At 64.8% G+C, this 23,822-nt stretch carries 20 protein-coding genes; 12 read left to right on the top strand and 8 right to left on the bottom strand.

Annotation, left to right across the window (positions count from 1 at the left end):
- The 4 genes from sdhA to B7G52_RS17135 form a co-directional block, all read right to left on the bottom strand.
- Positions 1-1,794 carry a succinate dehydrogenase flavoprotein subunit gene (sdhA, locus tag B7G52_RS17150; RefSeq protein ID WP_096698759.1) on the bottom strand — a complete coding sequence of 598 codons (1,794 nt, stop codon included), beginning with the start codon at positions 1,792-1,794 and terminating at the stop codon, positions 1-3.
- Between the two features lie 51 nt (positions 1,795-1,845).
- Positions 1,846-2,211 (bottom strand): succinate dehydrogenase, hydrophobic membrane anchor protein, encoded by a 366-nt coding sequence (sdhD, locus tag B7G52_RS17145; RefSeq protein ID WP_096698758.1) that lies wholly within the window; start codon positions 2,209-2,211, stop codon positions 1,846-1,848.
- A gap of 16 nt (positions 2,212-2,227) precedes the next feature.
- The gene (gene sdhC / locus B7G52_RS17140; RefSeq protein ID WP_096698757.1) at positions 2,228-2,671 is read right to left on the bottom strand and encodes a succinate dehydrogenase, cytochrome b556 subunit; all 444 of its coding nucleotides are present in this window, start codon (positions 2,669-2,671) and stop codon (positions 2,228-2,230) included.
- 295 nt (positions 2,672-2,966) lie between these two features.
- Positions 2,967-3,737, bottom strand: a complete 771-nt coding sequence (locus B7G52_RS17135) for a GntR family transcriptional regulator (RefSeq protein WP_096698756.1) — start codon at positions 3,735-3,737, stop codon at positions 2,967-2,969.
- Between the two features lie 216 nt (positions 3,738-3,953).
- Between B7G52_RS17135 and B7G52_RS17130 the strand changes: the two genes are divergently transcribed.
- The 5 genes from B7G52_RS17130 to B7G52_RS17110 all read left to right on the top strand — a co-directional run bounded on the left by B7G52_RS17130 (position 3,954) and on the right by B7G52_RS17110 (position 9,867).
- Positions 3,954-4,940: a malate dehydrogenase gene (locus tag B7G52_RS17130; RefSeq protein ID WP_096698755.1), complete on the top strand. Its 987-nt coding sequence runs from the start codon at positions 3,954-3,956 to the stop codon at positions 4,938-4,940.
- An 85-nt stretch (positions 4,941-5,025) separates the two neighbouring features.
- Complete coding sequence (locus tag B7G52_RS17125; protein WP_371329033.1) at positions 5,026-6,024, top strand: CoA ester lyase; 999 nt, start codon at positions 5,026-5,028, stop codon at positions 6,022-6,024.
- Between the two features lie 39 nt (positions 6,025-6,063).
- The gene (locus tag B7G52_RS17120) at positions 6,064-6,705 is read left to right on the top strand and encodes a hypothetical protein (RefSeq protein WP_096669444.1); all 642 of its coding nucleotides are present in this window, start codon (positions 6,064-6,066) and stop codon (positions 6,703-6,705) included.
- A 60-nt stretch (positions 6,706-6,765) separates the two neighbouring features.
- Positions 6,766-9,381 carry a bifunctional aconitate hydratase 2/2-methylisocitrate dehydratase gene (locus B7G52_RS17115; RefSeq protein WP_096698753.1) on the top strand — a complete coding sequence of 872 codons (2,616 nt, stop codon included), beginning with the start codon at positions 6,766-6,768 and terminating at the stop codon, positions 9,379-9,381.
- Between the two features lie 168 nt (positions 9,382-9,549).
- Positions 9,550-9,867, top strand: a complete 318-nt coding sequence (locus B7G52_RS17110) for a hypothetical protein (protein ID WP_096698752.1) — start codon at positions 9,550-9,552, stop codon at positions 9,865-9,867.
- A gap of 105 nt (positions 9,868-9,972) precedes the next feature.
- Here the strand turns inward: B7G52_RS17110 and B7G52_RS17105 are convergent, their stop codons facing one another.
- Both B7G52_RS17105 and B7G52_RS17100 read right to left on the bottom strand, forming a co-directional pair.
- Entirely contained in the window at positions 9,973-10,356 is a 384-nt protein-coding gene (locus tag B7G52_RS17105; RefSeq protein WP_141397485.1) for a hypothetical protein, read from the bottom strand.
- A 17-nt stretch (positions 10,357-10,373) separates the two neighbouring features.
- Entirely contained in the window at positions 10,374-10,874 is a 501-nt protein-coding gene (locus B7G52_RS17100) for a pyridoxamine 5'-phosphate oxidase family protein (RefSeq protein ID WP_096698750.1), read from the bottom strand.
- A gap of 443 nt (positions 10,875-11,317) precedes the next feature.
- On the opposite strand from B7G52_RS17100, the gene B7G52_RS17095 reads away from it, so the two are divergent.
- Both B7G52_RS17095 and B7G52_RS17090 read left to right on the top strand, forming a co-directional pair.
- Positions 11,318-12,787: a DHA2 family efflux MFS transporter permease subunit gene (locus B7G52_RS17095; RefSeq protein WP_096698749.1), complete on the top strand. Its 1,470-nt coding sequence runs from the start codon at positions 11,318-11,320 to the stop codon at positions 12,785-12,787.
- A gap of 28 nt (positions 12,788-12,815) precedes the next feature.
- Entirely contained in the window at positions 12,816-13,178 is a 363-nt protein-coding gene (locus B7G52_RS17090; protein WP_096698748.1) for a DUF1428 domain-containing protein, read from the top strand.
- A 123-nt stretch (positions 13,179-13,301) separates the two neighbouring features.
- On the opposite strand, the gene B7G52_RS17085 is transcribed toward B7G52_RS17090, so the two are convergent.
- Both B7G52_RS17085 and B7G52_RS17080 read right to left on the bottom strand, forming a co-directional pair.
- Positions 13,302-15,518: a molybdopterin oxidoreductase family protein gene (locus tag B7G52_RS17085; protein WP_096698747.1), complete on the bottom strand. Its 2,217-nt coding sequence runs from the start codon at positions 15,516-15,518 to the stop codon at positions 13,302-13,304.
- Between the two features lie 46 nt (positions 15,519-15,564).
- The gene (locus tag B7G52_RS17080) at positions 15,565-16,398 is read right to left on the bottom strand and encodes a helix-turn-helix domain-containing protein (RefSeq protein WP_096698781.1); all 834 of its coding nucleotides are present in this window, start codon (positions 16,396-16,398) and stop codon (positions 15,565-15,567) included.
- A gap of 181 nt (positions 16,399-16,579) precedes the next feature.
- Here B7G52_RS17080 and B7G52_RS17075 point away from each other — a divergent pair, with 181 nt between their 5' ends.
- The 5 genes from B7G52_RS17075 (at position 16,580) to B7G52_RS17055 (ending at position 23,612) form a co-directional block, all read left to right on the top strand.
- Positions 16,580-17,005 (top strand): hypothetical protein, encoded by a 426-nt coding sequence (locus B7G52_RS17075; RefSeq protein WP_096698746.1) that lies wholly within the window; start codon positions 16,580-16,582, stop codon positions 17,003-17,005.
- 98 nt (positions 17,006-17,103) lie between these two features.
- On the top strand, positions 17,104-18,186 hold the full coding sequence (gene serC / locus B7G52_RS17070) for a 3-phosphoserine/phosphohydroxythreonine transaminase (protein WP_096698745.1): 1,083 nt from the start codon (positions 17,104-17,106) through the stop codon (positions 18,184-18,186).
- Positions 18,179-19,417 carry a phosphoglycerate dehydrogenase gene (locus tag B7G52_RS17065; RefSeq protein WP_096698744.1) on the top strand — a complete coding sequence of 413 codons (1,239 nt, stop codon included), beginning with the start codon at positions 18,179-18,181 and terminating at the stop codon, positions 19,415-19,417. Before serC ends, B7G52_RS17065 begins: the two co-directional genes overlap by 8 nt.
- 69 nt (positions 19,418-19,486) lie before the next feature.
- A complete protein-coding gene (locus B7G52_RS17060; RefSeq protein ID WP_096698780.1) occupies positions 19,487-22,360 on the top strand; it encodes an aconitate hydratase in 2,874 nt (957 codons plus the stop codon).
- Positions 22,361-22,430: 70 nt separating this feature from the next.
- Positions 22,431-23,612: an FAD-dependent monooxygenase gene (locus tag B7G52_RS17055; protein ID WP_096698743.1), complete on the top strand. Its 1,182-nt coding sequence runs from the start codon at positions 22,431-22,433 to the stop codon at positions 23,610-23,612.
- The last annotated feature ends 210 nt before the right edge of the window (positions 23,613-23,822 follow it).

The following is a 23,822-nucleotide window of genomic DNA, read 5'->3' as shown; positions in this document are numbered from 1 at the left end:
TTAGAAGCTGCGCACGGTGAGCGGCACGGAGTCGACCGTCAGCGGCTTCATCTGCACCGGTTTGTAGGCCAGGCGGCTGCCTTCGCTGTACCACAGGGTGTGCTTGTGCCAGTCGGTGTCGTTGCGGCCGTTCGGGTGTTCCGGCGTGTCGCCGTAATCGTCCACCGAATGCGCGCCGCGGCTTTCGTGGCGGGCCGCGGCCGAAACGATGGTGGCCTGTGCCGCCTCGATCAGGTTCTCGACTTCCAGCGCCTCGATACGGGCCGTGTTGAAGATCTTCGATTTGTCTTTCAGGCCGATGTTGCTCACGCGCTTGCGCAGCTCGGCGATTTTGGCGACACCGGCGTCCATGATGGCCTGGGTACGGAACACGCCGGCGTGTTGCTGCATGGCGGCGCGGATGTCGTTGGCCACGTCCTGGGCGTATTCGCCGTCCGTCGCGTTGTCCAGGCGGGCGATGCGCGCCAGCGTGGCGTCGGCGGCGTCGGCAGGCAGGCTCTTGTGGGTGGTGGTCTTGTTGAACTCGACGATGTGGTTGCCGGCGGCGCGGCCGAACACCAGCAGGTCCAGCAGCGAGTTGGTGCCCAGGCGGTTGGCACCGTGCACGCTGACACAGGCGCATTCGCCCACGGCGTACAGGCCGTTGACGACTTCACTTCTGTTGTCGGCGTTTTGCGTGACGACCTGGCCGTGGATGTTGGTCGGGATACCGCCCATCTGGTAATGGATGGTGGGCACCACGGGAATCGGCTCCTTGGTGATGTCGACGTTGGCGAAGTTGTGGCCGATCTCGAACACCGAGGGCAGGCGCTTCATGATGGTCTCGGCGCCCAGGTGGGTCATGTCGAGGTTGATGTAGTCCTTGTTCGGACCACAGCCGCGGCCTTCCTTGATTTCCTGGTCCATGCAGCGCGACACGTAGTCGCGTGGTGCCAGGTCCTTGTAGGCCGGTGCATAACGCTCCATGAAGCGCTCGCCATTGCTGTTGCGCAAAATGGCGCCCTCGCCGCGGCAGCCTTCGGTCAGCAACACGCCGGCGCCATGCACGCCGGTCGGGTGAAACTGCCAGAACTCCATGTCTTCAAGCGGGATGCCGGCGCGCGCCGCCATGCCCAGGCCGTCGCCGGTGTTGATGAAGGCATTGGTCGATGCGGCAAAGATGCGGCCGGCGCCGCCGGTGGCCAGCAGTGTGGTCTTGGCTTCGAAGATGTGCACGTCGCCGGTTTCCATCTCGATGGCGGTCACGCCGACGACGTCGCCGGCGGCATCGCGGATCAGGTCCATGGCCAGCCATTCGACGAAGAAGCTGGTTTTTTCCTTGACGTTCTGCTGGTACAGCGTGTGCAGCATGGCGTGGCCGGTGCGGTCGGCCGCGGCGCAGGCGCGCTGCACCGGCTTTTCGCCGTAGTTGGCGGTGTGGCCGCCGAAGGGGCGCTGGTAAATCGTGCCGTCGGGGTTGCGGTCGAAGGGCATGCCCATGTGTTCGAGGTCGTACACGACCTTGGGCGCTTCGCGGCACATGTATTCAATGGCATCCTGGTCGCCGAGCCAGTCGGAACCCTTGACGGTGTCGTAGAAGTGGTAGTGCCAGTTGTCCTCGGACATGTTGCCGAGCGAGGCACCGATGCCGCCCTGGGCCGCCACCGTGTGCGAACGCGTCGGGAACACCTTGGAGAGCACGGCCACGTTCAGGCCGGCACGCGCCAGCTGCAGCGAGGCGCGCATGCCGGAGCCGCCGGCCCCGACGATCACCACGTCAAATTTGCGTTTGGGAAGCTTGGAGGATGCAGTCATGATTGCTTTTTCAAAAGTCGGTCGTCAAAAGTGGGCGCTCGGTTCCGGGGCTCAAAGCCGCCACAGCACCTGGATGCCCCAGCCGGCGCATGCCACCAGCCACACGATCGTGAACACGTCGAGGGACAGCTTGAGCCACACCGGCTTGACGTAGTCCATCCAGATGTCGCGCATGCCGACCCACACGTGGTAAAGCAGTGCGAGGATCACGACAAAAGTCAGCACCTTCATCCACTGCGACGAAAAAATGCCGGCCCAGCGGTCATAACCGAGGGTGCCCTTGGTGAAGATCACCTGGGCCAGCAGCAGGACGGTAAAAAGGGCCATCAGGGCAGCGGTGACGCGCTGGGCCAGCCAGTCACGGGTGCCGTAGTGCGCGCCGACAACGAGGCGTTTGGAGCCGTAGTTCACAGACATGGGGTTGCTCCTTGGATCAGTAGAGGCCGAACAGCTTGGCGCCCAGCACCAGCGTCAGCAGGATGCTCAGGGCCAGCGTGATGAGCGCCGTGCTTTTGCCGAATTCGTTGCTGAGCCTGTGGGTGACGTCCATGTAGAGATGGCGCAGGCCGGCGATGAAGTGGTGCAGGTAGGCCCAGATCAGGGCGAGGGCCACCAGCTTCCAGATGAAGCCGGGCAGACCCAGCATGCCGATGTTGAAGGCGGCCTTGAATTTCTCGAATGAAATTTCGGAAGAAATCGAGGTGTCGAACATCCAGATGATGAAGGGCATCAGGAGGAACATGATGGCGCCGCTGGCGCGGTGGAGGATGGACACCCAGGCCGCCGGTGTCATGCGGTAGGTGGTCAGGTCTTTGAAGGCGTTGATGTTGCGGAACTCGGGCCGCTTTGCACGCTGTTTGGATGCCAGCTCTGTCATGGGTGGGCTTTCGTGGGGAGAGAGGTCTTGTAACTGCTTGGTAACTGCCAGGCAAGCGCGACGCAATTACAACTAAAAACATCCGGATTCTATTGCAATGCAGCATCCATCCGGCCCGTCCGGAACGTGGTTGCCCGTTTTTTGTCGGAAAAGCGAGAGGGGAAACCAGTAATTTTCCTCCGGCGCAAGTGGAGTGGTGCACGCTGACATGAACATGACAGGCGGTCCTGGTCAGTCTGCAGGGTTGGCACGGAAGCGCCGGCTGGTTGCCTTGGAAGGCCATGGAAATACGGCCTCAGCTCAGGGTGTTGCGGTAGTAATGGGTGTCGGTGCGGTAATAACCGCGCCGCAATTCCATCGGCACATCGTTGTAGGTGTAGGCGATGCGCTCCACGCTCAGCAGCGGCGTGCCATGCGCCACTTTCAGGAGCAGCTCGCGCCCGTCGGTGGCTGCCTCGGCGCGTATTTTTTCTTCAGCGCGAACCATGCGCACATTGAACTCGGTCTCGAACAGCGCATACATCGGGCCGTGGTAGTCGGCCAGCCGCTCGGCGGTCAGGCCCTTGAACGGGGCGGCAGGCAGCCAGAGGTCTTCCAGAATGGTCGGTGTTCCGGCAAAACTGAGCACGCGGCGGGCCTGCAGCACGGCGTCGCCGGTGCGCAGCGCCAGTGCGCGGGCAATGTCGGCGCTGGCGCGCACGCGGCGGCAGCCGATGATGTCGCGCTGGGCCGGGCCTTCGCTGCCCGGTGTGCCGCTGTCGGGCACGAGTTTGAGGAAACGGAACTGCACATGCTGCTCGGCATGGGTGGCCACAAACGTGCCCTTGCCCTGGCGCCTTACCACCAGGTTGTCGGCCGCGAGTTCGTCGATGGCCTTGCGCACCGTGCCCTGGCTCACACGGTAGCGGGCGGCCAGGTCCATCTCGGAGGGGATGGCTTCACCCGGCTTCCATTCGCCCGACTGCAGGCTTTGCAGGATCAGGCCCTTGATCTGCTGGTACAGCGGGCTGAAAGCCGGCGTGGCACCTGCAAAATCATCGGTGGACGGGGGAGGGATGGCGGCCATGGAAGGGGTGTGTGGATCGCGCTAATCATATCTTATATAAGACATAAGACAAATTGACGCCTGCGAGTTTTCCAGCGTAAAATCTTTGGCTGAGTCGATCGCGATGCTTTGCCCCGTGTGATGTATTTCACATGCATCCGGGGCACCCCAGGCTGCGCAAAACACTTCATTGTTACCCCCTTCAACCGATTTACAACCTTCCTGGAGTTCTCCATCATGAGCAAAAAACCCGTCCGTGTTGCCGTTACAGGGGCCGCTGGTCAAATCGGTTACGCACTGCTGTTCCGCATCGCTTCCGGCGAAATGCTGGGCAAGGACCAGCCGGTGATCCTGCAGCTGCTGGAAGTGCCGGTGGAAGGCCCGCAAAAGGCGCTCAAGGGCGTGATGATGGAGCTTGACGACTGCGCCTTCCCGCTGCTGGTGGGCATGGAAGCCTATGACGATCCGATGAAGGCCTTCAAGGATGCCGACTACGCGCTGCTGGTCGGCTCGCGTCCACGCGGCCCGGGCATGGAGCGTGCCGAACTGCTGGCCGTCAATGGCGCTATCTTCACGGCCCAGGGCAAGGCACTGAACGCCGTAGCCAGCCGCAACGTCAAGGTGCTGGTGGTCGGCAACCCGGCCAACACCAATGCCTACATCGCGATGAAAAGCGCGCCCGACCTGCCGCGCAAGAACTTCACCGCCATGCTGCGCCTGGACCACAACCGCGCTGCCAGCCAGCTCGCTGCCAAAACCGGCAAGGCCGTGGCCGACATCGAAAAACTCACCGTCTGGGGCAACCACTCGCCCACCATGTATGCCGACTACCGCTTTGCCACCATCAAGGGCGAAAGCGTGGCCAAGATGATCAACGACCAGGACTGGAATGCCAACGTGTTCCTGCCGACCGTCGGCAAGCGCGGCGCCGCCATCATCGAGGCGCGCGGTTCATCGTCGGCTGCATCGGCCGCCAACGCTGCCATTGACCACATGCGCGACTGGGCGCTGGGCACCAACGGCAAATGGGTCACCATGGGCGTTCCTTCTGACGGCCAATACGGCATTCCGAAGGACATCATGTTCGGCTTCCCCGTCACCTGCGAAGGCGGCGAGTACAAGCTGGTCGAGGGCCTGGAGATTGACGCCTTCAGCCAGGAACGCATCAACAAGACCCTGGACGAGCTGAAGGGCGAGCAGGACGGCGTCAAGCACCTGCTCTGATTCGATGAGCATTGTGCGCCGCGCAGGGCCGCCCCAAGCAAGCACGGCCCCCTCGGGGGGCAGCGCAGTACACGAAGTGACAAGCGTGGGGGCGCGCCAACATCCCCGCGACGTGCTGCTTGGTGCCCAGGCGCAAACCGGTTTTCTGCCGGTCTGCGACCACTACAGCGGCGTCGAGGCGCGGATGCGCAAAAGCCTGCAATTGCAGGCGGAGATGACCGAGGAGTTCGGCACCTGCGTTTTTGACGTCACGCTCGACTGCGAAGACGGTGCCCCCGTGGGCGGCGAGGCAGACCATGCCGCGCTGGTGGTGGCACTGGTGGCGCTGGCCGGTAACAAGGCGCGGGTTGCCGTCCGGGTCCATGCGGTGGATCACCCGGCGTTCGAGATGGACATGGCGACCATCGCCGGCAAGGTTGGCCACCGCCTGAGCCACATCATGGTGCCAAAAGTCGAGTCTGTGGATGACGTCGAGCGTGCAGTCGCCGCGCTGGCCGCAGTGGCGCAGACCGGCGTTCCCCTGCATGTGCTGCTCGAGTCGCCTGCCGCGGTGCACCGGGCATTCGAGATTGCCGCGCATCCGCGCGTGCAGTCGATCAGCTTCGGGTTGATGGATTTTGTTTCCACCCATGGCGGCGCCATTCCGGGCGAAGCCATGGGTAGCCGGGGGCAGTTCACGCATCCGCTGGTGGTGCGCGCCAAGCTGGAAATAGCTTCGGCCTGCCATGCCCATGGCAAAGTCCCTTCGCACTGCGTTGTCACGGAATTCAGTGACACTGCGGCCATGAAGACGGCTGCACAAAAAGCCGCCCGCGAATTTGGCTACACCCGCATGTGGAGCATTCACCCGGCCCAGATCCGCCCCATCCTGGAGGCGTTTGCGCCCAGCGAAGGCGAGATCGAAGGCGCTACAAAAATAATAGCTGCTGGCGCCCGAACTGATTGGGCGCCCATCAGTTTTGAAGGACAACTGCACGACAGGGCCAGTTACCGCTTTTTCTGGCAGGTGTTGGAGCGGGCGCACCGGACCGGCCGCGTTTTACCGCAAGAGGCGCAGGCTTATTTTCCTGCCGCGCTTCATTAGTTGCTTGATTGATTGCCGACCTTTTCCAAAGGAAACCCCATGAAACGCATTGTTCTTTCTGCTTTGGTGCTTGCCGCCCCCGCCCTGTTGCTGGCACAGACAGCCGCGCCTAAACCTGCGTCCAAACCCGCGGCCAAAGCTGCCGCAGCTTCCTCCACCGCACAGCCTGCCCAGGCCGCCAAACGCGCGCCCATCAAACGCTCGGCTGCCAAGGTGGTCGAGGAAATGACGCCCATCGACGATGACCCGAATGTCACGCTGACGCCGGAAGACCTGGAAGTCGCCAAAAAGGTGTACGTGGGCACGATCCCCTGTGAGCTGGGCGCTTCCGTCACCATCACGCCGAGCGAAAAGCGTCCGGGCTTTTTCCTGGTGCAGACAGGCAAGACGCGTTTCCGCATGCACCCTGTCGGAAGCCGCACCGGCGCCGTTCGCCTGGAGGACGGCCGTGCCGGCGCGATGTGGCTGCAACTGGGCAACAAGTCCATGCTGATGAGCCAGAAGCAGGGCCAGCGCCTGGCCGACGAGTGCATGAGCCCGGCGCAGCTGACCTTTGCTGACGAGATGAAGAAGAACCCCCCGGTGAGCATTCTGGAGCCCCTGCCTGCAGCCAAGCCGGCTCCCGCGCTGGCTGGCACGGGTTCTGCTCAACCGGCCCTGCCGCCCGCCAAAGCCGAATAACACCAGGCTGGCACCGGCGCGCGCTGCTTTGAAAATTTTTGAGTACAGGAGAAGAAACCCATGATGCCCGAGTTCATACAAACCTATCGCAACCACGTGGCCGAGCGCGCCGCACTCGGCATTCCGCCGCTGCCCCTGTCTGCCAAACAGACGGGCGAAGTCATCGAGCTGCTGAAAAACCCGCCCAAGGGCGAAGAGGGCTTCCTGGTCGAACTGATCACGCACCGCGTGCCGGCCGGTGTCGATGACGCGGCCAAGGTCAAGGCCAGCTACCTGGCTGCCGTGGCGCATGGCACCGAAAAATGCTCCTTGATCTCGCGTGAAAAAGCCACGCAGTTGCTGGGCACCATGCTGGGCGGCTACAACATCAGCCCGATGATCGATCTGCTCGACGACGCCGAAGACAGCGTCGCCACCCAGGCCGCCAGCGGCCTGAAAAACACCTTGCTGATGTTCGACCAGTTCCACGACGTCAAGGAAAAGGCCGACAAGGGCAACAAATACGCCAAGGCCGTGCTGCAGAGCTGGGCCGAGGCCGAGTGGTTCACCAGCCGCCCCGAAGTGCCGGAGTCGATCAAGCTGACCGTGTTCAAGGTGGCCGGCGAGATCAACACCGACGACCTGTCGCCCGCACCCGACGCCTGGAGCCGTCCCGACATTCCGCTGCATGCGCTGGCCATGCACAAAAACGCGCGTCCTGGCGTCACGCCCGAGGAAGACGGCAAGCGCGGCCCGGTCAAGTTCATTGACGAACTCAAGGCCAAGGGCAACCTCGTGGCCTACGTTGGCGACGTGGTGGGTACTGGTTCTTCGCGCAAGTCCGCGACCAACTCGGTGCTCTGGTTCACCGGCCAGGACATCCCGTACGTGCCGAACAAGCGTTTTGGCGGCGTCTGCCTAGGCAGCAAAATCGCCCCGATTTTCTACAACACCATGGAAGATTCCGGCGCGCTGCCGATTGAACTCGACGTGAGCCAGATGGCCATGGGCGACGTGATCGAGCTGCGTCCCTACGACGGCAAGGCGCTGAAAGACGGCAAGGTGATCGCCGAGTTCAAGCTCAAGAGCGAGGTGCTGTTTGACGAAGTGCGCGCCGGCGGCCGTATCCCGTTGATCGTCGGCCGCGGCCTGACGGCCAAGGCCCGCTGGGCGCTGGGCCTGCCGGTCTCGACCCAGTTCCGTCTGCCGCAGGCGCCCGTCGTCAGCGAGCGCGGTTTCACGCTGGCGCAAAAAATGGTCGGCCGCGCGGTCGGCCTGCCCGAAGGCCAGGGCGTCCGCCCCGGCACCTATTGCGAGCCGAAGATGACGTCCGTGGGTTCCCAGGACACCACCGGCCCGATGACGCGCGACGAACTCAAAGACCTGGCCTGCCTGGGCTTTTCTGCCGACCTGGTGATGCAGTCCTTCTGCCACACCGCGGCTTATCCCAAGCCGGTTGACGTGAAGATGCACCACGAACTGCCCGAGTTCATGAGCGACCGCGGTGGCATTCCGCTGCGCCCGGGCGACGGCATCATCCACAGCTGGCTCAACCGCATGCTGCTGCCCGACACCGTCGGCACCGGCGGCGACAGCCACACGCGTTTCCCCATCGGTATCAGCTTCCCCGCGGGCTCCGGCCTGGTCGCTTTCGGCGCCGCCACCGGCGTCATGCCGCTGGACATGCCCGAGTCGGTGCTGGTGCGTTTCAAGGGCCAGATGCAGCCCGGCATCACCTTGCGTGACCTGGTCAATGCGATTCCGCTGTACGCGATCAAGGCCGGCCTGCTGACGGTCGCCAAGCAGGGCAAAAAGAACATCTTCTCGGGCCGCATCCTTGAAATCGAAGGCTTGCCAGACCTGAAGGTCGAGCAGGCGTTTGAGCTCTCCGACGCCTCGGCCGAGCGTTCCGCCGGCGGCTGCACGGTGCACCTGAACAAGGAACCGATCATCGAGTACATCACCAGCAACATCACCATGCTCAAGTGGATGATTGCCTCGGGCTACTCGGACGTGCGCACCATCAAGCGCCGCATCGCCGCCATGGAAGCCTGGCTGGCCGACCCGCAGCTGCTCAAGGCCGACGCCGACGCCGAATACACCGCTGTGATCGAGATCGACCTGGCCGACATCCACGAACCCATCGTGGCCTGCCCGAACGATCCGGACGACGTGAAGACCCTCAGCGAAGTGGCCGGCAGCAAGATCGATGAAGTGTTCATCGGCAGCTGCATGACCAACATCGGCCATTTCCGCGCGGCCTCCAAGCTGTTAGAGAACAAGCGCGATATCCCGGTCAAGCTCTGGATGGCACCGCCCACCAAGATGGATGCCAAGCAGCTGACCGAAGAAGGCCACTACGGTGTGCTGGGTTCGGCCGGCGCGCGCATGGAAATGCCGGGCTGCAGCCTGTGCATGGGCAACCAGGCGCAGGTCAAGGAAGGCGCAACCGTGTTCTCGACCTCGACGCGCAACTTCCCGAACCGCCTGGGCAAGAACTCCAACGTGTACCTGGGCTCTGCCGAGCTGGCGGCGATCTGCTCCAAGCTGGGCCGCATTCCGACCAAGGCCGAGTACATGGCCGACATGGGTGTGCTGACCGCCGCCAGCGCCGAGGTCTACCAGTACCTCAACTTCGACCAAGTCAAGGACTACACGGACATGGCCGATACGGTGAAAGACAGCGTGCCGGCCTGATTCCCTCCGCTGCGCTGACTGACTGTGCGGCGAGCCCCGTGACTTCGGTCCCGGGGCTTTTTTTATTCAGTGATGAAATGCCAAAAGTCCGGTGGTGAGAGTGTTGTAAATTGTTTCAATAGTTACAATAAAAACGCAAAACTCTTTTTGCCCTCAACGGATTAAACAATGAAAAACAGTCTCAAATTTCTGGTGTCGGCCACGCTGCTGTGCGCTGGCACCGCCGCCCTGGCTGTGGACGACTACAACGCCCCTCCGGCGGGCGACAAGCAATATGCCGCGTGCATCAGCTATTCCAACAAGAATTACGAAGGCGGCAACGACAAGAGCCCGGTGAAGGGCCAATCCAAGGCGCAGGCGTTTTGCACCTGCATGTGGAATGAGACGCCTGAAGACTTCAAGGGCAGCCTGGCCAAGTTCGCCGAAACCGCCAAGGGCAAGTCGACCAACAAGATCTGCGAAAAACATTCCGACTGGGGCAACTGAGTCCCGGCAGGCCCGGTTGCACACGGCCTGACCCCATCACCACCACGCACCGCCGGCCGCGGCGGTGCGCCCAAGCCCTGCAGCCTGGCTGCAGGGCTTTTTCGTTTACAGCCCGGCCGGCAGCGGATCGACGATCCGCAACTCCGAACCATCCACGAAACGCACATACCAGAAGTCCGGCGAGGCGGGCAGGTTGGGCCGCACATGGCTGATGTTGGCCGGCGCGAGATACACCGTGCTGGCCCCGTCGTCGGGCGGCGGCGCGAGGTAGTGGCGCGTGGCGCCGATCAGGCTGCCGATGGCGCTGACCACGGTGGCCAGGGACTGTGTGACCGCGTTGACGCTGGTGCCCTGACCCAGCAGGTGGATGGTGGTCTGGCCGATCAGGTCCGGCCGTGACGCTTCGACGTAGAGCACGGCGGCCGGGTTGATCCGCAGGTCGTCGGGTGCGGCAGGGTCTGTCGCCTTGTTGAAGCAGAGAAGTGGCATGTTGTGCAACCGGTGCTTCAGGACAGCGTCAGCTCTTTGTGCTCGCCCAGGTTTTTTGGCGGTTCGCCGGTCAGCGCAGCTTTGGCCATCTTGGCCAATTGCACCATCTTGCTTTCCTTCACATCCCAGTATTCGGCGTGGCGGATGCTCACTTCCAGCAGCGCGAGATCCGGATCGGTGGGGCCCTGAAACCAGGCCTTGGCCATCGGCGACCAGAGGGCTGCCTTTTTGGCGCCGTCGTCCACGACCGCGCCCTGGCCCGACAGGGACACGTAGCTGTCCTTGTCAGGGTCGGCGTACGACACGTTGACGTTCCTGTCCTGTTGCAGGCGGCGGGCGATTTCACTGTTGCGCGAAACGAAGAAATACAGGCGCGAGCCTTCGTCGGCGGACTGGTTCTGGGTGGTCAGCGGGTGGCTGTGCAGCATGCCGTCACTGTGGCGGTGCGTCAGCATGCCGAATTTGATGTCCTTGATCAGGCCCCACAGGGTGTGTTGGTCGGAAGTGTTGGTGCTCATGCGGACTCCGTAAGTGGGTAAATGGGTAAGCGGGCTGGATGGATTCACCAACCACCTTAGGCGCCGGCGGCACCTGCCCTCATCAGTCGCGGTCCCCGCTGGCTGTCAGTGCATGCCGACAGCTGTGCCGGCGCGGGCGCTGGCCGTTGTTGGCGAATGAATGAAAAAAAGTGCTTGTCGCCCTTTACCCGCCGTCGAGGTTAGCTATCAATAATGGAGCAATCGAGTGCAGATCCAGCCATCATCTTGGGCGGGGCGCCGTGATGTGGACGCTGTTCATGATCTCTGGTATGCTTTTGTGTACGCCGTACACAATAAACAGAGCAGCGTCCAGTGCCGGCCCGCTTTTGGCCCATTTGTCTTGAAAGCAGAACCATGGAACTGCCGAACTTGTGTTTTCCCGTCACCGCGTTGCCCGTGTCCTGCCGTCCCGGGAGGTGGGCATGAGTGCCGCGATGGATAGCCGCAAACGCTGGTGGGCACTCACTGTGCTTTGCCTCGGTGTGCTGATGATCGTGCTCGACACCACCATCGTGAACGTGGCCCTGCCGTCGATACGTACCGACCTGGCTTTCACCGAAACCTCGCTGGTCTGGGTGGTCAATGCCTACATGCTGACCTTCGGCGGCTTTTTGCTGCTGGGCGGGCGGCTGGGCGACCTGTATGGCCAGCGCCGTCTGTTCCTGCTGGGGCTGGTGCTGTTCACGCTGGCTTCATTGGCCTGCGGGCTGGCCAATTCGCAATGGTTGCTGATTGTGGCGCGGGCGATGCAGGGCCTGGGCGGTGCGGTGGTTTCTGCCATTTCGCTGTCGCTGATCATGAACCTGTTTACCGAACCGGCAGAGCGTGCCAAGGCCATGGGCGTCTACGGTTTTGTCTGCGCCGGCGGCGGCAGCATAGGCGTGTTGCTGGGTGGCGTGCTGACGGATGCCTTCAACTGGCACTGGATCTTTCTCGTCAACCTACCGATCGGGGTGGCGGTGTTTGCCCTGTGCCTGGTGCTGCTGCCCGACGGGCGCGGGCAGGCCGCCGGGGCGCGCCTGGACGTCGGCGGGGCGGTCACCGTGACCACGGCGCTGATGCTGGCGGTGTATGCCATCGTCAACGGCAACGAGGCCGGCTGGACCTCGGCGCCCACGCTGGGGTTGCTGGCCGCTGCCGCTGTGCTGATGGCGATTTTCCTGGCCATCGAATCGCGCGTTCCCACGCCGCTGGTGCCCCTGGGCCTGTTTCGCCTGCGCAATGTGGCCGTCGCCAACATCGTCGGCGTGTTGTGGGCGGCCGCCATGTTTGCCTGGTTCTTCATTTCAGCGCTCTACATGCAGCTGGTGCTGGGCTACAGCGCGCTGCAGGTCGGTCTGGGCTTTCTGCCGGCCAACCTGATCATGGCCGCGTTTTCGCTGGGCCTGTCGGCCCGCATCGTCATGCGTTTCGGCATCCGGTTGCCATTGGCGGCGGGCCTGCTGCTGGCGGCGCTGGGTCTGGCGCTGTTTGCGCGCGCTCCGGTGGGCGGCCAGTTTGTGATGGATGTGTTGCCGGGCATGCTGCTGCTGGGCCTGGGTGCAGGCATGGCCTTCAACCCCGTGTTGCTGGCCGCCATGAGCGATGTGGCGCCCAGCGAGTCGGGCATTGCGTCGGGCGTGGTCAACACCGCTTTCATGATGGGCGGGGCGCTGGGGCTGGCGGTGCTGGCCAGCGCGGCCGCCGCACGCACCAGCCACCTGGTGAGCGCCGGTGCGCAGCCGCTGGCGGCGCTCAATGGCGGTTACCAGCTGGCCTTTTTGCTCGGCGCGGTGTTTGCCGCCACGGCGGCGGTACTGGGCGCGGTGCTGATGCGCACCCGCGCCTTCGGGCAGCGCAGACCAGCCGGCGGCCACCGGGCAGGGCGCCGAATAGGCCGCCGCACTTTTTAGATCGTTTAACCAGCCGGGGAGATTGCAGATGAGCCGTTATGTGGATGGATTTGTGGTTCCTGTTCCCACGGACCAACTCGATGCCTACCGCCGCATCGCGCGCAAGGCCGGCAAGATCTGGCGCGAACACGGTGCGCTCGAATACATCGAGTGTGTGGCCGACGATGTGAAGCCCGGCAAGCTCACCTCGTTTCCGCAAAGCGTCAAGCTCAAGCCCGGCGAGACCGTGGTGTTCTCATGGATTGTCTACACCTCCCGCAAGCAGCGTGACAGCGTCAACGCCAGGGTGATGAGTGATCCGCGCATGGCCGCCATGATGGACCCCAAGGCCATGCCCTTCGATGGCAAACGCATGTTCTGGGGCGGCTTCAAGACGCTGGTGGAACTGTAAACGCCAAAGAAAAAACTCCCGGAGGCACCCGATCAGGTCCCGGCCGGGAGTCTGCAGATGCTATTGATTAAATAGCAACTTGTGCAATACCTGAAAGGGCTGGCGCCTGATTTTTCTCAAGAATCAGGCGCCAGCCGGTTCCAGCACCACCGGCACGCCGCTGAGCACGGCGTTGCCCGAGAGCGGATCGCGCCAGTCCTCGTCGAGCAGCGCGTTGAGGTTGGCGCCGGGGCGTTCTGCGGCCAGTGCCATGCGGGTGCCGGGCAGGCCATGGCCCCAGCCGTGCGGCAGGCTCACGACGCCGGGCATCATCTCGTCGCTGACCTGCACCTGCGCCTCGATGCTGCGTCCCTGGTTGCTGATGCGGGCCAGCGCGCCGTCGGCCAGACCCAGGCGCTCGGCGTCGGCCGGGTGGACCAGCGCCGTGCAGCGCATCGGTCCCTTGGCGAGGATGGGCAGGTTGTGCATCCAGCTGTTGTTGGAGCGCACGTCGCGCCGGCCGACGATCACCATGGCCGGCACCGGCTGTGTGATGGCCTGCACGGCGCGTTGCAGGTCCTGCAGCAGCATGGGCGGCGCCAGTTCAATCTTGCCGGACGGCGTGCGCAGCACCTCGGGCATGCGCGGCTGCAGTTCCCCCAGGTCAATGCCGTCGGGTGCCGCCCGCACCTTGGCCAGGGTCAGGCCTCCCGGCTCGCGGCCAAACTGGTCGCCGTAGGGGCCGGTGCGCAGCGCGAGTTCGAGCAGGCGGTTCGGGCCGCGCAGGCCTTGCGTGGCTTCGATCACGGCCGCGGCCTGCTCGCCGAACCTTTTTTTGGCATCCTCGGCAAACTGGCGGTCGTCGAGTTGGCCGGCATCGGCGCCCGCGCCTTCGCCCTGCATGATGGCCGCCAGCCTGAGCAGGGTTTCCCACTCCGCCGGCTGGCCCTGCGGCGCAGCGAACACCGGCGCGCTGTAACGCGCATGGTTGCGCCAGGAAAACTGCGGGAACGCCACGTCGTAATGCATGTCCTCCAGCGGCGACGGCCCGGGCAGGATCACGTCGGCATGGCGCGAGGTTTCGTTGACATAGATGTCCAGGCTGACCATGAAGTCCAGGCTGTCGAGTGCCTGCGCCAGCCGCGCGCCGTTGGGTGACGAGAGCACCGGGTTGCTGGCCACGGTGATCAGCGCGCGCACCTGGCCGGGGCCCGGTGTCTCGATTTCCTCGGCCAGGCAGGTCATGGGCAGTTCGCCGAAAACCTCGGGTGCGCCGCTGACCCGGCTGGTATGCCGCCCGGTCGAGATGCCGCGGCCGCTGCCCGGCTGGCCGGCGGTGTTGTGCGCGAAGGCCGCGGCTTTCGGGAACATCGCGCCACCGGGCTCGTCGAGATGGCCGGTCAGCACATTGAGCACATCGACCAGCCAGCTCGCCAGCGTGCCGTATTCCTGCGTGCAGGTGCCGATGCGGCCATACACCGCGGCGCGTGGCGTGTTCGCCAGTTGGCGCGCCAGGGCGCGAATGGTGTCGGCTTCGATGCCGCAGCGCGGCGCGACCAGGTCGGCGCTGAAGCCCTGTACCACCGCTTCAAGCGCATCGACACCGTTGACCAGGGGCGCGATACGTCCCAGCCGCACCCGTTTTTCCTCGAACAGTGTGTGCACCAGGCCCAGCAGCAAAAACACATCGGCGCCGGGCCGGATGAAATGGTGGGCGTCCGCCATGGCGGCGGTTTCGGTGCGGCGCGGGTCGATCACCACCAGCTTGCCGCCGCGCGCCTGCATGGCTTTGGCCTTGCCCTTGAAGTCGGGCACGGTCCACAGGCTGCCGTTGCTGGCCAGCGGATTGGCACCCAGCACCAGCAGGAAATCACAGCGCGTGATGTCGGGCACGGCAATGCTGAGCCAGTGGCCGAACATCAGCCCGCTGGAGAGCTGCTTGGGCATCTGGTCCAGCGTGGATGCGGAGAACACATTGCGCGAACCCAGGGCCTTGGCCAGGCGCGAGAAATAAAGCAGCAGGCCGATCTTGTGCGCCGACGGGTTGCCCACGCTGATGGCGCCGGCCTGGCGGCCGTGCTGCGCAAGAATCGGTGGCAGGCGGCGTTCGATTTCGGCAAAGGCCTCGTCCCAACTGGCCGGAACGAACTCCCCGTTGCGCTTGATCAGCGGCGTGCGCAGCCGGTCCGGGTCTTCGTGCAGGTCTTTCAGCGCCACGCCTTTGGGACAGATGTAGCCGGCGCTGAAAACGTCGCTGTCATGGCCGCGGATGCTGATGACCTTGCCGTCCCGGACCTTGAGTTCCAGGCCGCAGCAGGCCTCGCACAGCGGGCAGATTCGGTGGTGGATGGTGTCGCTCATGGTTGTCTCCTGGCTGCATGGTGCGCGAAGCCTTGCCGCCGCGCGATCACGCGGGCGACAGCAGCTTGCGCAAAACCTCGCCGGTCAGCGCGTCGGCCGGAAAAAAAGTCTCCAGCATCAGCTCCTGCAGCGTCACGTCCACCGGGGTGCCGAAAATCGTGACGGTGCTGATGAAACTCAGCACGCCGTAGGCAGTGCGGAACTGGAAGGGCATGACCACGCCCAGGTGTTCGCCTTCAAGGTGGGTGTCGTCGGCGCCTTCGGGCAGGGGGTAGGCCTGCAGCTCGGCCAGCAGCTCCGCCAGCACCGGGTCGGCGGTGGCGGCGATCTGCTGGCGCAGCCGCTCGAACAGGTGGTTGCGCCATTGCGCGAGGTTGACGATCTTGCTGGCCAGGCCGCGCGGGTGCAGGCTCAGGCGCAGCACGTTGATGGGGCCCTGCAGCAGCTCGGGGTCGGCACCGGCCAGCAGATGCGGCAGGGCGGCGTTGGCGGCGAGCAGGTTCCAGTGCCGGTCCAGCGCCAGCGCCGGGAAGGGTTCATGGCTTTTGAGGATCAGCTCCACCGCCTGCCGGGCCGAGGCGAGCGCCGGGTCGTCCAGCGGGCGTTCGCGGTACATGGGCGCATACCCGGCCGCCACCAGCAGCGTGTTGCGCTCGCGCAGCGGAATGGCCAGGCGCTCGGACAGGCGCAGCACCATCTCGCGGCTGGGCACGGCGCGGCCGGTTTCGACAAAACTCAGGTGCCGGGTCGAGATGGCGGCTTCGCTGGCGAGGTCCAGCTGGCTCAGTCGCCGGTGCTGGCGCCAGTGGCGCAGGTGCTCGCCAAAGGGCAGCGGGGTGGAACGGTGAGGCCGGGCAGTGGGGTGAAGGCTGGCAGTCATGGCGCCATCGTAAGGCCGGCGCGGCGCGCAGGCCATTACCTGCGAGGTCATAGACGTGCTGCACCCGGGCGGGAATCATGGCGTCAGGACCGCAGCAGATGGACAGCCGGCTGCGGCGACCGGATCAGGCCGCTGTCCCTTGTGTTTCAACCCTTTCAACTTTATTACCCAAGGAGTTTTCATGTCTGCTGTTGCTTCCTTCTCCTCCCTGGCAGCCTCTCCCTACTTTCTGCGCCGCGTGTTGTGGCTGGACGCCGCCACCGGCGCGGCCACAGGCGGCTTGCAACTGCTGCTGGCCGGTTTCCTGGCCGGCCTGCTCGGCCTGCCCGAGACCCTGCTGGTGGTGTCGGGCTGGGTGATGTTCGCCTATGTGGCGGGCATCGGCTTCATCGCGACGCGGCAGTTCGTGTCCCTGGCAGGGGTCTGGCTGCTGATAGGCGCCAACCTGCTCTGGGTGCTGGGCTGCCTGGCGCTGCTGCTCGGCGACCTGGTGATGCCCACGCTGGCGGGCAAGGCCTTTATCGCCATCCAGGCGGTGGCCGTGGGCCTGCTGGCCGAATTGCAATGGGTCGGGCTGCGCAAGGCCGCGGCGCAGCCCGGCTGGTGAAGGGCCCGGCTGGCGCGGGACTTTCTTGTATGCTGTGCGTTCTGGCGATCCGACCGGGTCGTCCGACCGACTTCCTTCCCTCCTAGAAAGCCCTCTCCATGACACGCGTCCTGAACTTCAGTGCCGGCCCGGCCACCCTTCCTGAAACCGTGCTGCGCCAGGCCGCCGCCGAAATGCTGGACTGGAACGGTTCCGGCATGTCGGTGATGGAGATGAGCCACCGCGGCAAGGAGTTCATCTCCATCCATGCCCAGGCCGAGGTCGACCTGCGCGAACTGCTGGCGATCCCGACCAACTACAAGGTGCTGTTCCTGCAGGGGGGGGGCCTGGCGCAGAACGCCATCGTGCCGATGAACCTGCTGCGCGGCCATGCCGGTGCGGATTTCATCAACACCGGCGAGTGGATGAAAAAATCCATCAAGGAAGCGAAGAACTTCTGCAAGGTCAACGTCGCCGCCAGCGCCGAGGCCACAGGTTTTACCAGCGTGCCGAAATTCGACACCTGGAAGCTGGACCCCGAGGCGGCCTATGTGCACATCTGCTCGAACGAAACGATCGGTGGTGTGGAGTACCACTGGACGCCCGACACCGGCAAGGTGCCGCTGGTGGCCGACATGTCGTCCAACCTGCTGTCGCGTCCCATCGAGGTCAGCCGCTACGGCCTGATTTATGCCGGCGCGCAGAAGAACATCGGCCCCTCGGGTCTGACCATCGTGATTGTCCGCGAGGACCTGATCGGCCAGGCGATTCCCCACACGCCTTCCGTGTTCGACTACAAGCAGCAGGCCGACAACGACTCGATGTACAACACGCCGCCCACCTATGCAATTTACATTGCCGGCCTGGTGTTCAAGCACCTCAAGGCGCTGGGCGGCCTGACCGCCGTGGAGGCGCACAACCGCCGCAAGGCGGCCCTGCTGTACGACTACCTGGATGCCACCCCTTTCTACAGCAACCCGGTGGCGCGCGAAGACCGCTCGCTGATGAACGTGCCCTTCAAACTCAAGGACGAGTCGCTCGACGAGGCTTTCCTCAAGGGGGCGCAGGCACGCGGCATGGTGCAGCTCAAGGGCCACCGCTCGGTCGGCGGCATGCGTGCCTCGATCTACAACGCCATGCCGATCGAAGGCGTGCAGGCGCTGGTGGCCTACATGAAGGAGTTCGAGGCCAGCCATGGCTGAGGCGGCGGCCCTGCCGGCAAGGCGTTTCGGGATTCTGGTGCTCAACCAGATTTCGGCCAATGGCCTGAAACGCCTGCCGGCAGAACGCTACAGCGCGGGCAAGGACGTGGTGCGGCCCGATGCCGTTCTGGTGCGCTCGGCCGACATGCATGGCATGACCCTTCCCGACAGTGTGCAGGCGATTGCCCGCGCCGGCGCCGGCACCAACAACATCCCGGTCCAGGCCATGAGTGCGCGCGGCGTGCCGGTGTTCAATGCGCCGGGCGCCAATGCCAATGCGGTGAAGGAACTGGTGCTGACCGGCATGCTGCTGGCAGCGCGCAACATCGCGCCGGCGCTGCGTTTTGTCGCCGGCCTGGACACCAGCATGGCGGACATGGACAAGGCCGTCGAAGAGGGCAAGAAACACTTCGCCGGCTTCGAGCTGGCTGGCCACACGCTGGGCATTGTGGGCCTGGGCAAGGTCGGCTGCCTGGTGGCCGACGCGGCCATCAAGCTCGGCATGCAGGTGCTCGGCTATGACCCCGACATCACGGTGGATGCCGCCTGGAGCCTGCCGGCGCAGGTCAAAAAGGCGGGCAGCGTGGCCGAGGTGCTGAAAAATTCGGATTTTGTGACCTTGCACGTGCCGCTGGTGGCCGCCACGCGCGACCTGGTCAACGCCGACAACATCCGGCTCATGCGGCCGGGCGCGGTGCTGCTCAATTTCTCGCGCGAGGGGGTGGTCAGCGAGACCGCGGTGCTGGCCGCGCTCGACGCGAAGCAGCTGTGCGCCTATGTCTGCGACTTCCCCTCCGCAACGCTCAACCACCACCCCCAGGTCGTGGCACTGCCGCACTTGGGCGCGTCCACCCGTGAAGCCGAGGAAAACTGCGCCATCATGGTGGCCGACCAGCTGCGCGACTACCTCGAGCACGGCAACGTGGTCAATGCGGTCAACTTCCCGGCCGTGGTCATGGCGCGCGAGTCGGCCTACCGTGTGGCGATTGCCAACGCCAATGTGCCCAACATGCTGGGGCAGATTTCCACCGCCATGGCGCAGGCCGGCCTGAACATCCACAACATGGTCAACAAGTCGCGCGGCGACATGGCTTACACGCTGGTGGATGTGGACAGCCCCGTCAGCGACGCGGTGCTGGACCACCTGCGGGCGATAGTGGGCGTGCTGGCGGTGCGTTACCTGCCCGACCCGGACCGGCAACTTCCTGCGGACGGTCTGGCCGGCGGCTAAGCCCTGCGGTTGTTGCGTGAAACCTGGCGGGGCGACAATAGCGAAAAACCACTCACCAAGGAGTTCGCCATGGCCCACGAGTTCGCCAAGACCCTGAAAACCTTCACCACCGCGTCAGGCAAGACCGGCAGGTTTTACTCCTTGCCCGCGCTGGCCAAACTGTATCCCAAGATCTTGCGCCTGCCGGTGTCCATGCGCATCGTGCTGGAGTCGGTGCTGCGCAACTGCGACGGCAAAAAAGTCACGGCCGAACATGTGCGCCAGCTGGCCAACTGGTTCCCGAATGCCGACCGCACCGAGGAAATTCCCTTTGTCGTCTCGCGCGTGGTGCTGCAGGACTTCACCGGCGTGCCGCTGCTGGCCGACCTGGCGGCCATGCGCAGCGTGGCGATCAAGCTCGGCAAGAACCCGAAGGCGATCGAGCCGCTGGTGCCGGTGGACCTGGTGGTGGACCACTCCATCATGGTGGACCACTACGGCAAGAAAAACTCGCTGGACCTGAACATGAAGCTGGAGTTCCAGCGCAACAACGAGCGTTACCAGTTCATGAAATGGGGCATGCAGGCCTTTGACACCTTCGGCGTCGTGCCGCCGGGCTTCGGAATTGTCCACCAGGTGAACCTGGAGTATTTAGCCCGTGGCGTGCACCAAGGTGCCGACGGCGTTTATTACCCCGACACGCTGGTCGGCACCGATAGCCACACCACCATGATCAACGGCATCGGTGTCGTCGGCTGGGGTGTGGGCGGCATCGAGGCCGAGGCCGCCATGCTGGGCCAGCCGGTCTACATGCTGACACCCGACGTGGTCGGCTTCGAGCTGACGGGCCGGCTGCGCGAAGGTGTCACCGCCACCGACCTGGTGCTGCGTGTGACCGAGGCCTTGCGCAAGGAAAAGGTGGTCGGCAAGTTTGTCGAATTTTTCGGCGAAGGCACACGCACGCTGGCGCTGCCCGACCGCGCGACGATTGCCAACATGGCGCCCGAATACGGCGCGACCATGGGCTTTTTCCCGGTCGATGAAAAAACCATCGCGTATTTCACCGGCACCGGCCGCACCAAGGCGGAGATCGAAGCCTTCGAGGCCTACTTCCGCGCGCAGGGCCTGTTCGGCGTGCCGCTGCCCGGCCAGATCGATTTCTCGCAGGTGGTCAAGCTCGACCTCGGCGATGTGACGCCCAGCCTGGCCGGCCCCAAGCGCCCGCAGGACCGGATCGAACTGGGCCAGGTGGCGACCCAGTTCGCTTCGTTGTTCAGCAAGCCGATTGCCGAGAACGGTTTCAACCAGCCGGCCGCCATGCTGGCCACGCGCCATCTGCTGCAACAGGCGGGCGCGGTCCAGACCGACATTTCCCCGGGCGCGCCGCCGACACCGGCAGGCGCGCCGCGCATGATGGTCGAAATGGAAGCCAACCGTCCCACGCTGGCGACCGCCCACGCTGACCTTTCCGCGCCGGCGCCCGCGCCCGCGCCCAAGGCCGGGGGCATCACCATCGGCAACGGCGACGTGCTGATTGCCGCCATCACCAGCTGCACCAACACCTCCAACCCCAGCGTCCTGCTGGCGGCCGGCCTGCTCGCCAAAAAGGCGGTGGGAGCCGGCCTGAAGGTGCAGCCGCACATCAAGACCTCGCTGGCGCCGGGCTCGCGCATCGTCACCGAGTACCTGACCAACACCGGCTTGCTGCCCTATCTTGAAAAGCTCGGTTTCGCCCTGGCCGGTTACGGCTGCACGACCTGCATCGGCAACGCCGGCGACCTGACGCCCGAGATCAACGACGCGATCAACAAGAGCGACCTGGTGTGCGCGGCCGTGCTGTCGGGCAACCGCAACTTCGAGGCGCGCATCCACCCCAACCTGAAGGCCAACTTCCTGGCCAGCCCGCCGCTGGTGGTCGCTTATGCGATTGCCGGCACGGTGATGCGCGACCTGATGACCGAGCCGGTCGGCAAGGGCAGGGGCGGCAAGGATGTCTACCTCGGCGACATCTGGCCGACCAGCGACGAGATCTACAAACTCATGAAGTTCGCGATGAACGGCAAGGCCTTCCGCGAGAACTACGCCAAGGTCAAGACCGAGCCCGGCAAGCTGTGGGAAAAAATCAAGGGGGTGACCGGAACCGCCTACACCTGGCCCGTCAGCACCTACATCGCCGAGCCGCCGTTTTTTGCGGGCTTCGCCATGGACCCCGCGGCGGCTGGCCGGAAAGAGGCCGTGTCGGTGACAGGCGCACGCATCATGGCGCTGTTCGGCGACTCCATCACCACTGACCACATCTCGCCGGCCGGCGCCATCAAGGGCAGTTCGCCGGCCGGCCAGTGGCTGCTGGCGCACGGGGTGCAGAAGGCCGACTTCAACAGCTACGGCGCGCGCCGCGGCAACCACGAGGTGATGATGCGCGGCACCTTTGCCAATGTGCGCATCAAGAACCTGATGATTCCGGCCGGCGCCGACGGCTCGCGCGAGGAGGGCGGCGTTACGCTGTTCCAGCCGGACGGCGAGAAGATGGCCATCTACGACGCGGCGATGAAGTACATGGACCAGGGCACGCCCACGGTGGTTTTTGCGGGCGAGGAGTACGGCACCGGCTCCTCGCGCGACTGGGCCGCCAAGGGCACGCAGCTGCTGGGCATCAAGGCGGTGGTGGCGCGCAGTTTCGAGCGCATCCACCGCAGCAACCTGGTCGGCATGGGGGTGTTGCCGCTGCAGTTTCTGCCCGGCGATTCGTGGCAGACCCTGCGCCTGAACGGCCGGGAAGTGATTGACGTGTTGCCCGATCCCGAGCTCAAGCCGCAAAGCCGGGCCCGGCTGGTGGTCACGCGCGAAGACGGATCGCGCGAGGAACTCGAAGTCATCCTGCGCATCGACACGCCGATCGAGGTCGACTACTACCGGCACGGCGGCATCCTGCCTTTTGTGCTGCGGCAACTGCTGGCTGCATGAGTGCCGGGGGCAGATTCCCGGTGATTGCCTCGCCCCTGCGTGCCGAGGTGCCCGGGCAGCGGCTGGCGTGATGCTCCGGCAGGCCCTGATTGCCGGCGGCGGCATAGGCGGACTGGCGGCGGCGCTCGCGGTGTCGCGCGCCGGCTGGGACGTGCGCCTGTACGAGCGCGCCCCGGAGTTCAGCGAGGTGGGTGCCGGCATCCAGCTCGGCCCGAATGTCGTCAAGGTGTTGCATGGCTGGGGCCTGGCCGATGCGCTGGCCGGCGTGGCGGCTTTTCCTGAACGCCTGGAAGTGCGCAGCGCGCTGACCGGCGAAACCCTGGGTGTGCTGCGGCTCGGTTCCGTGATGGCGCAGCGCTACGGCGCGCCCTACGCCACGGTGCACCGCGCCGACCTGCACGGCCTGTTGCTGGACGCGGTGCAGCAGGCCGGTGTGACGCTCAAGCTCAACCGGACCTTGAACCGGTTCACGCAGAACCTGGAAGCCGTGACCGTGCAAAGCGGAGACGACCCGCCCGTGGAGGGTGAGGTGCTGGTCGGCGCCGACGGTTTGTGGAGCCCGGTGCGCCAGTGGCTGCTGGGCGACGGACCGCCGCGTGTCACCGGCCATGTGGCCTACCGCGCGCTGCTGCCGCAGGCCGAGCTACCCGAAACCCTGCGCTCCAACCAGGTCACGGCCTGGCTGGGACCGAAGCTGCATGTGGTGCAGTACCCGGTGTGCGGCGGCAAGTCGCTCAACGTGGTCGGCATTGTTGAGGGTCATGCCGGAGGCGACCTGGACAACTGGGACCAGGGCACCGACGGCGCCGGCCTGCACGCTGCGCTGGCCGGCAGCTGCGCGCCGCTGCAAGACCTGGTGGGGGCCATTCCCGCCTGGCGGCTCTGGGCGCTGTGCGACCGCCCGCCCATGCAGGGTGCGTACCAGCACGCGCTGGGCCGCGTCGCCCTGCTTGGCGACGCGGCGCACCCCATGCGCCCCTACCTGGCCCAAGGCGCGGGCATGGCCATCGAAGACGCCGCCGAACTCGGGCGCGTGTTGGCGCAGGCGCTGGACCCGGCTTTCGACGTGCCGACGCTGCTGGGCCGCTACGCGCTGAACCGCTGGCAACGCAATGCCCGGGTGCAGGCACGCGCCATCCGCAATGGGCAGATTTTTCATGCGAGCGGGGTGGTGCGGCTGGGGCGGGATGCGTCGATGAAGCTGCTGGGCGAGCGCCTGCTGGATCTGCCCTGGTTGTATGGCAGGCCTTGAAATGCTACTGAATTTGTAGCTGCTTGTGCAGTCTGTACTTGGGCTGCAGGCCTATTTGATAGGCGGATTCAAGTACAAAGCGCAACAGAAGGCAGTGTAATCGGCTGCATCTTCAAGCCATAGAAGACCTCGTGCGGGGTGAGGTAACCCAGGCACTTGCGGGGTCTGTGGTTGAGCCGGTACACCGCATCATCGACCTCATGCTGGCGC

Source organism: Polaromonas sp. AER18D-145, assembly GCF_002379095.1.
Classification (GTDB): Bacteria; Pseudomonadota; Gammaproteobacteria; order Burkholderiales; family Burkholderiaceae_C; genus Polaromonas.
Note: the sequence above shows the minus strand (reverse complement) of the source record. Positions and strands in the feature narration are given on the sequence as shown.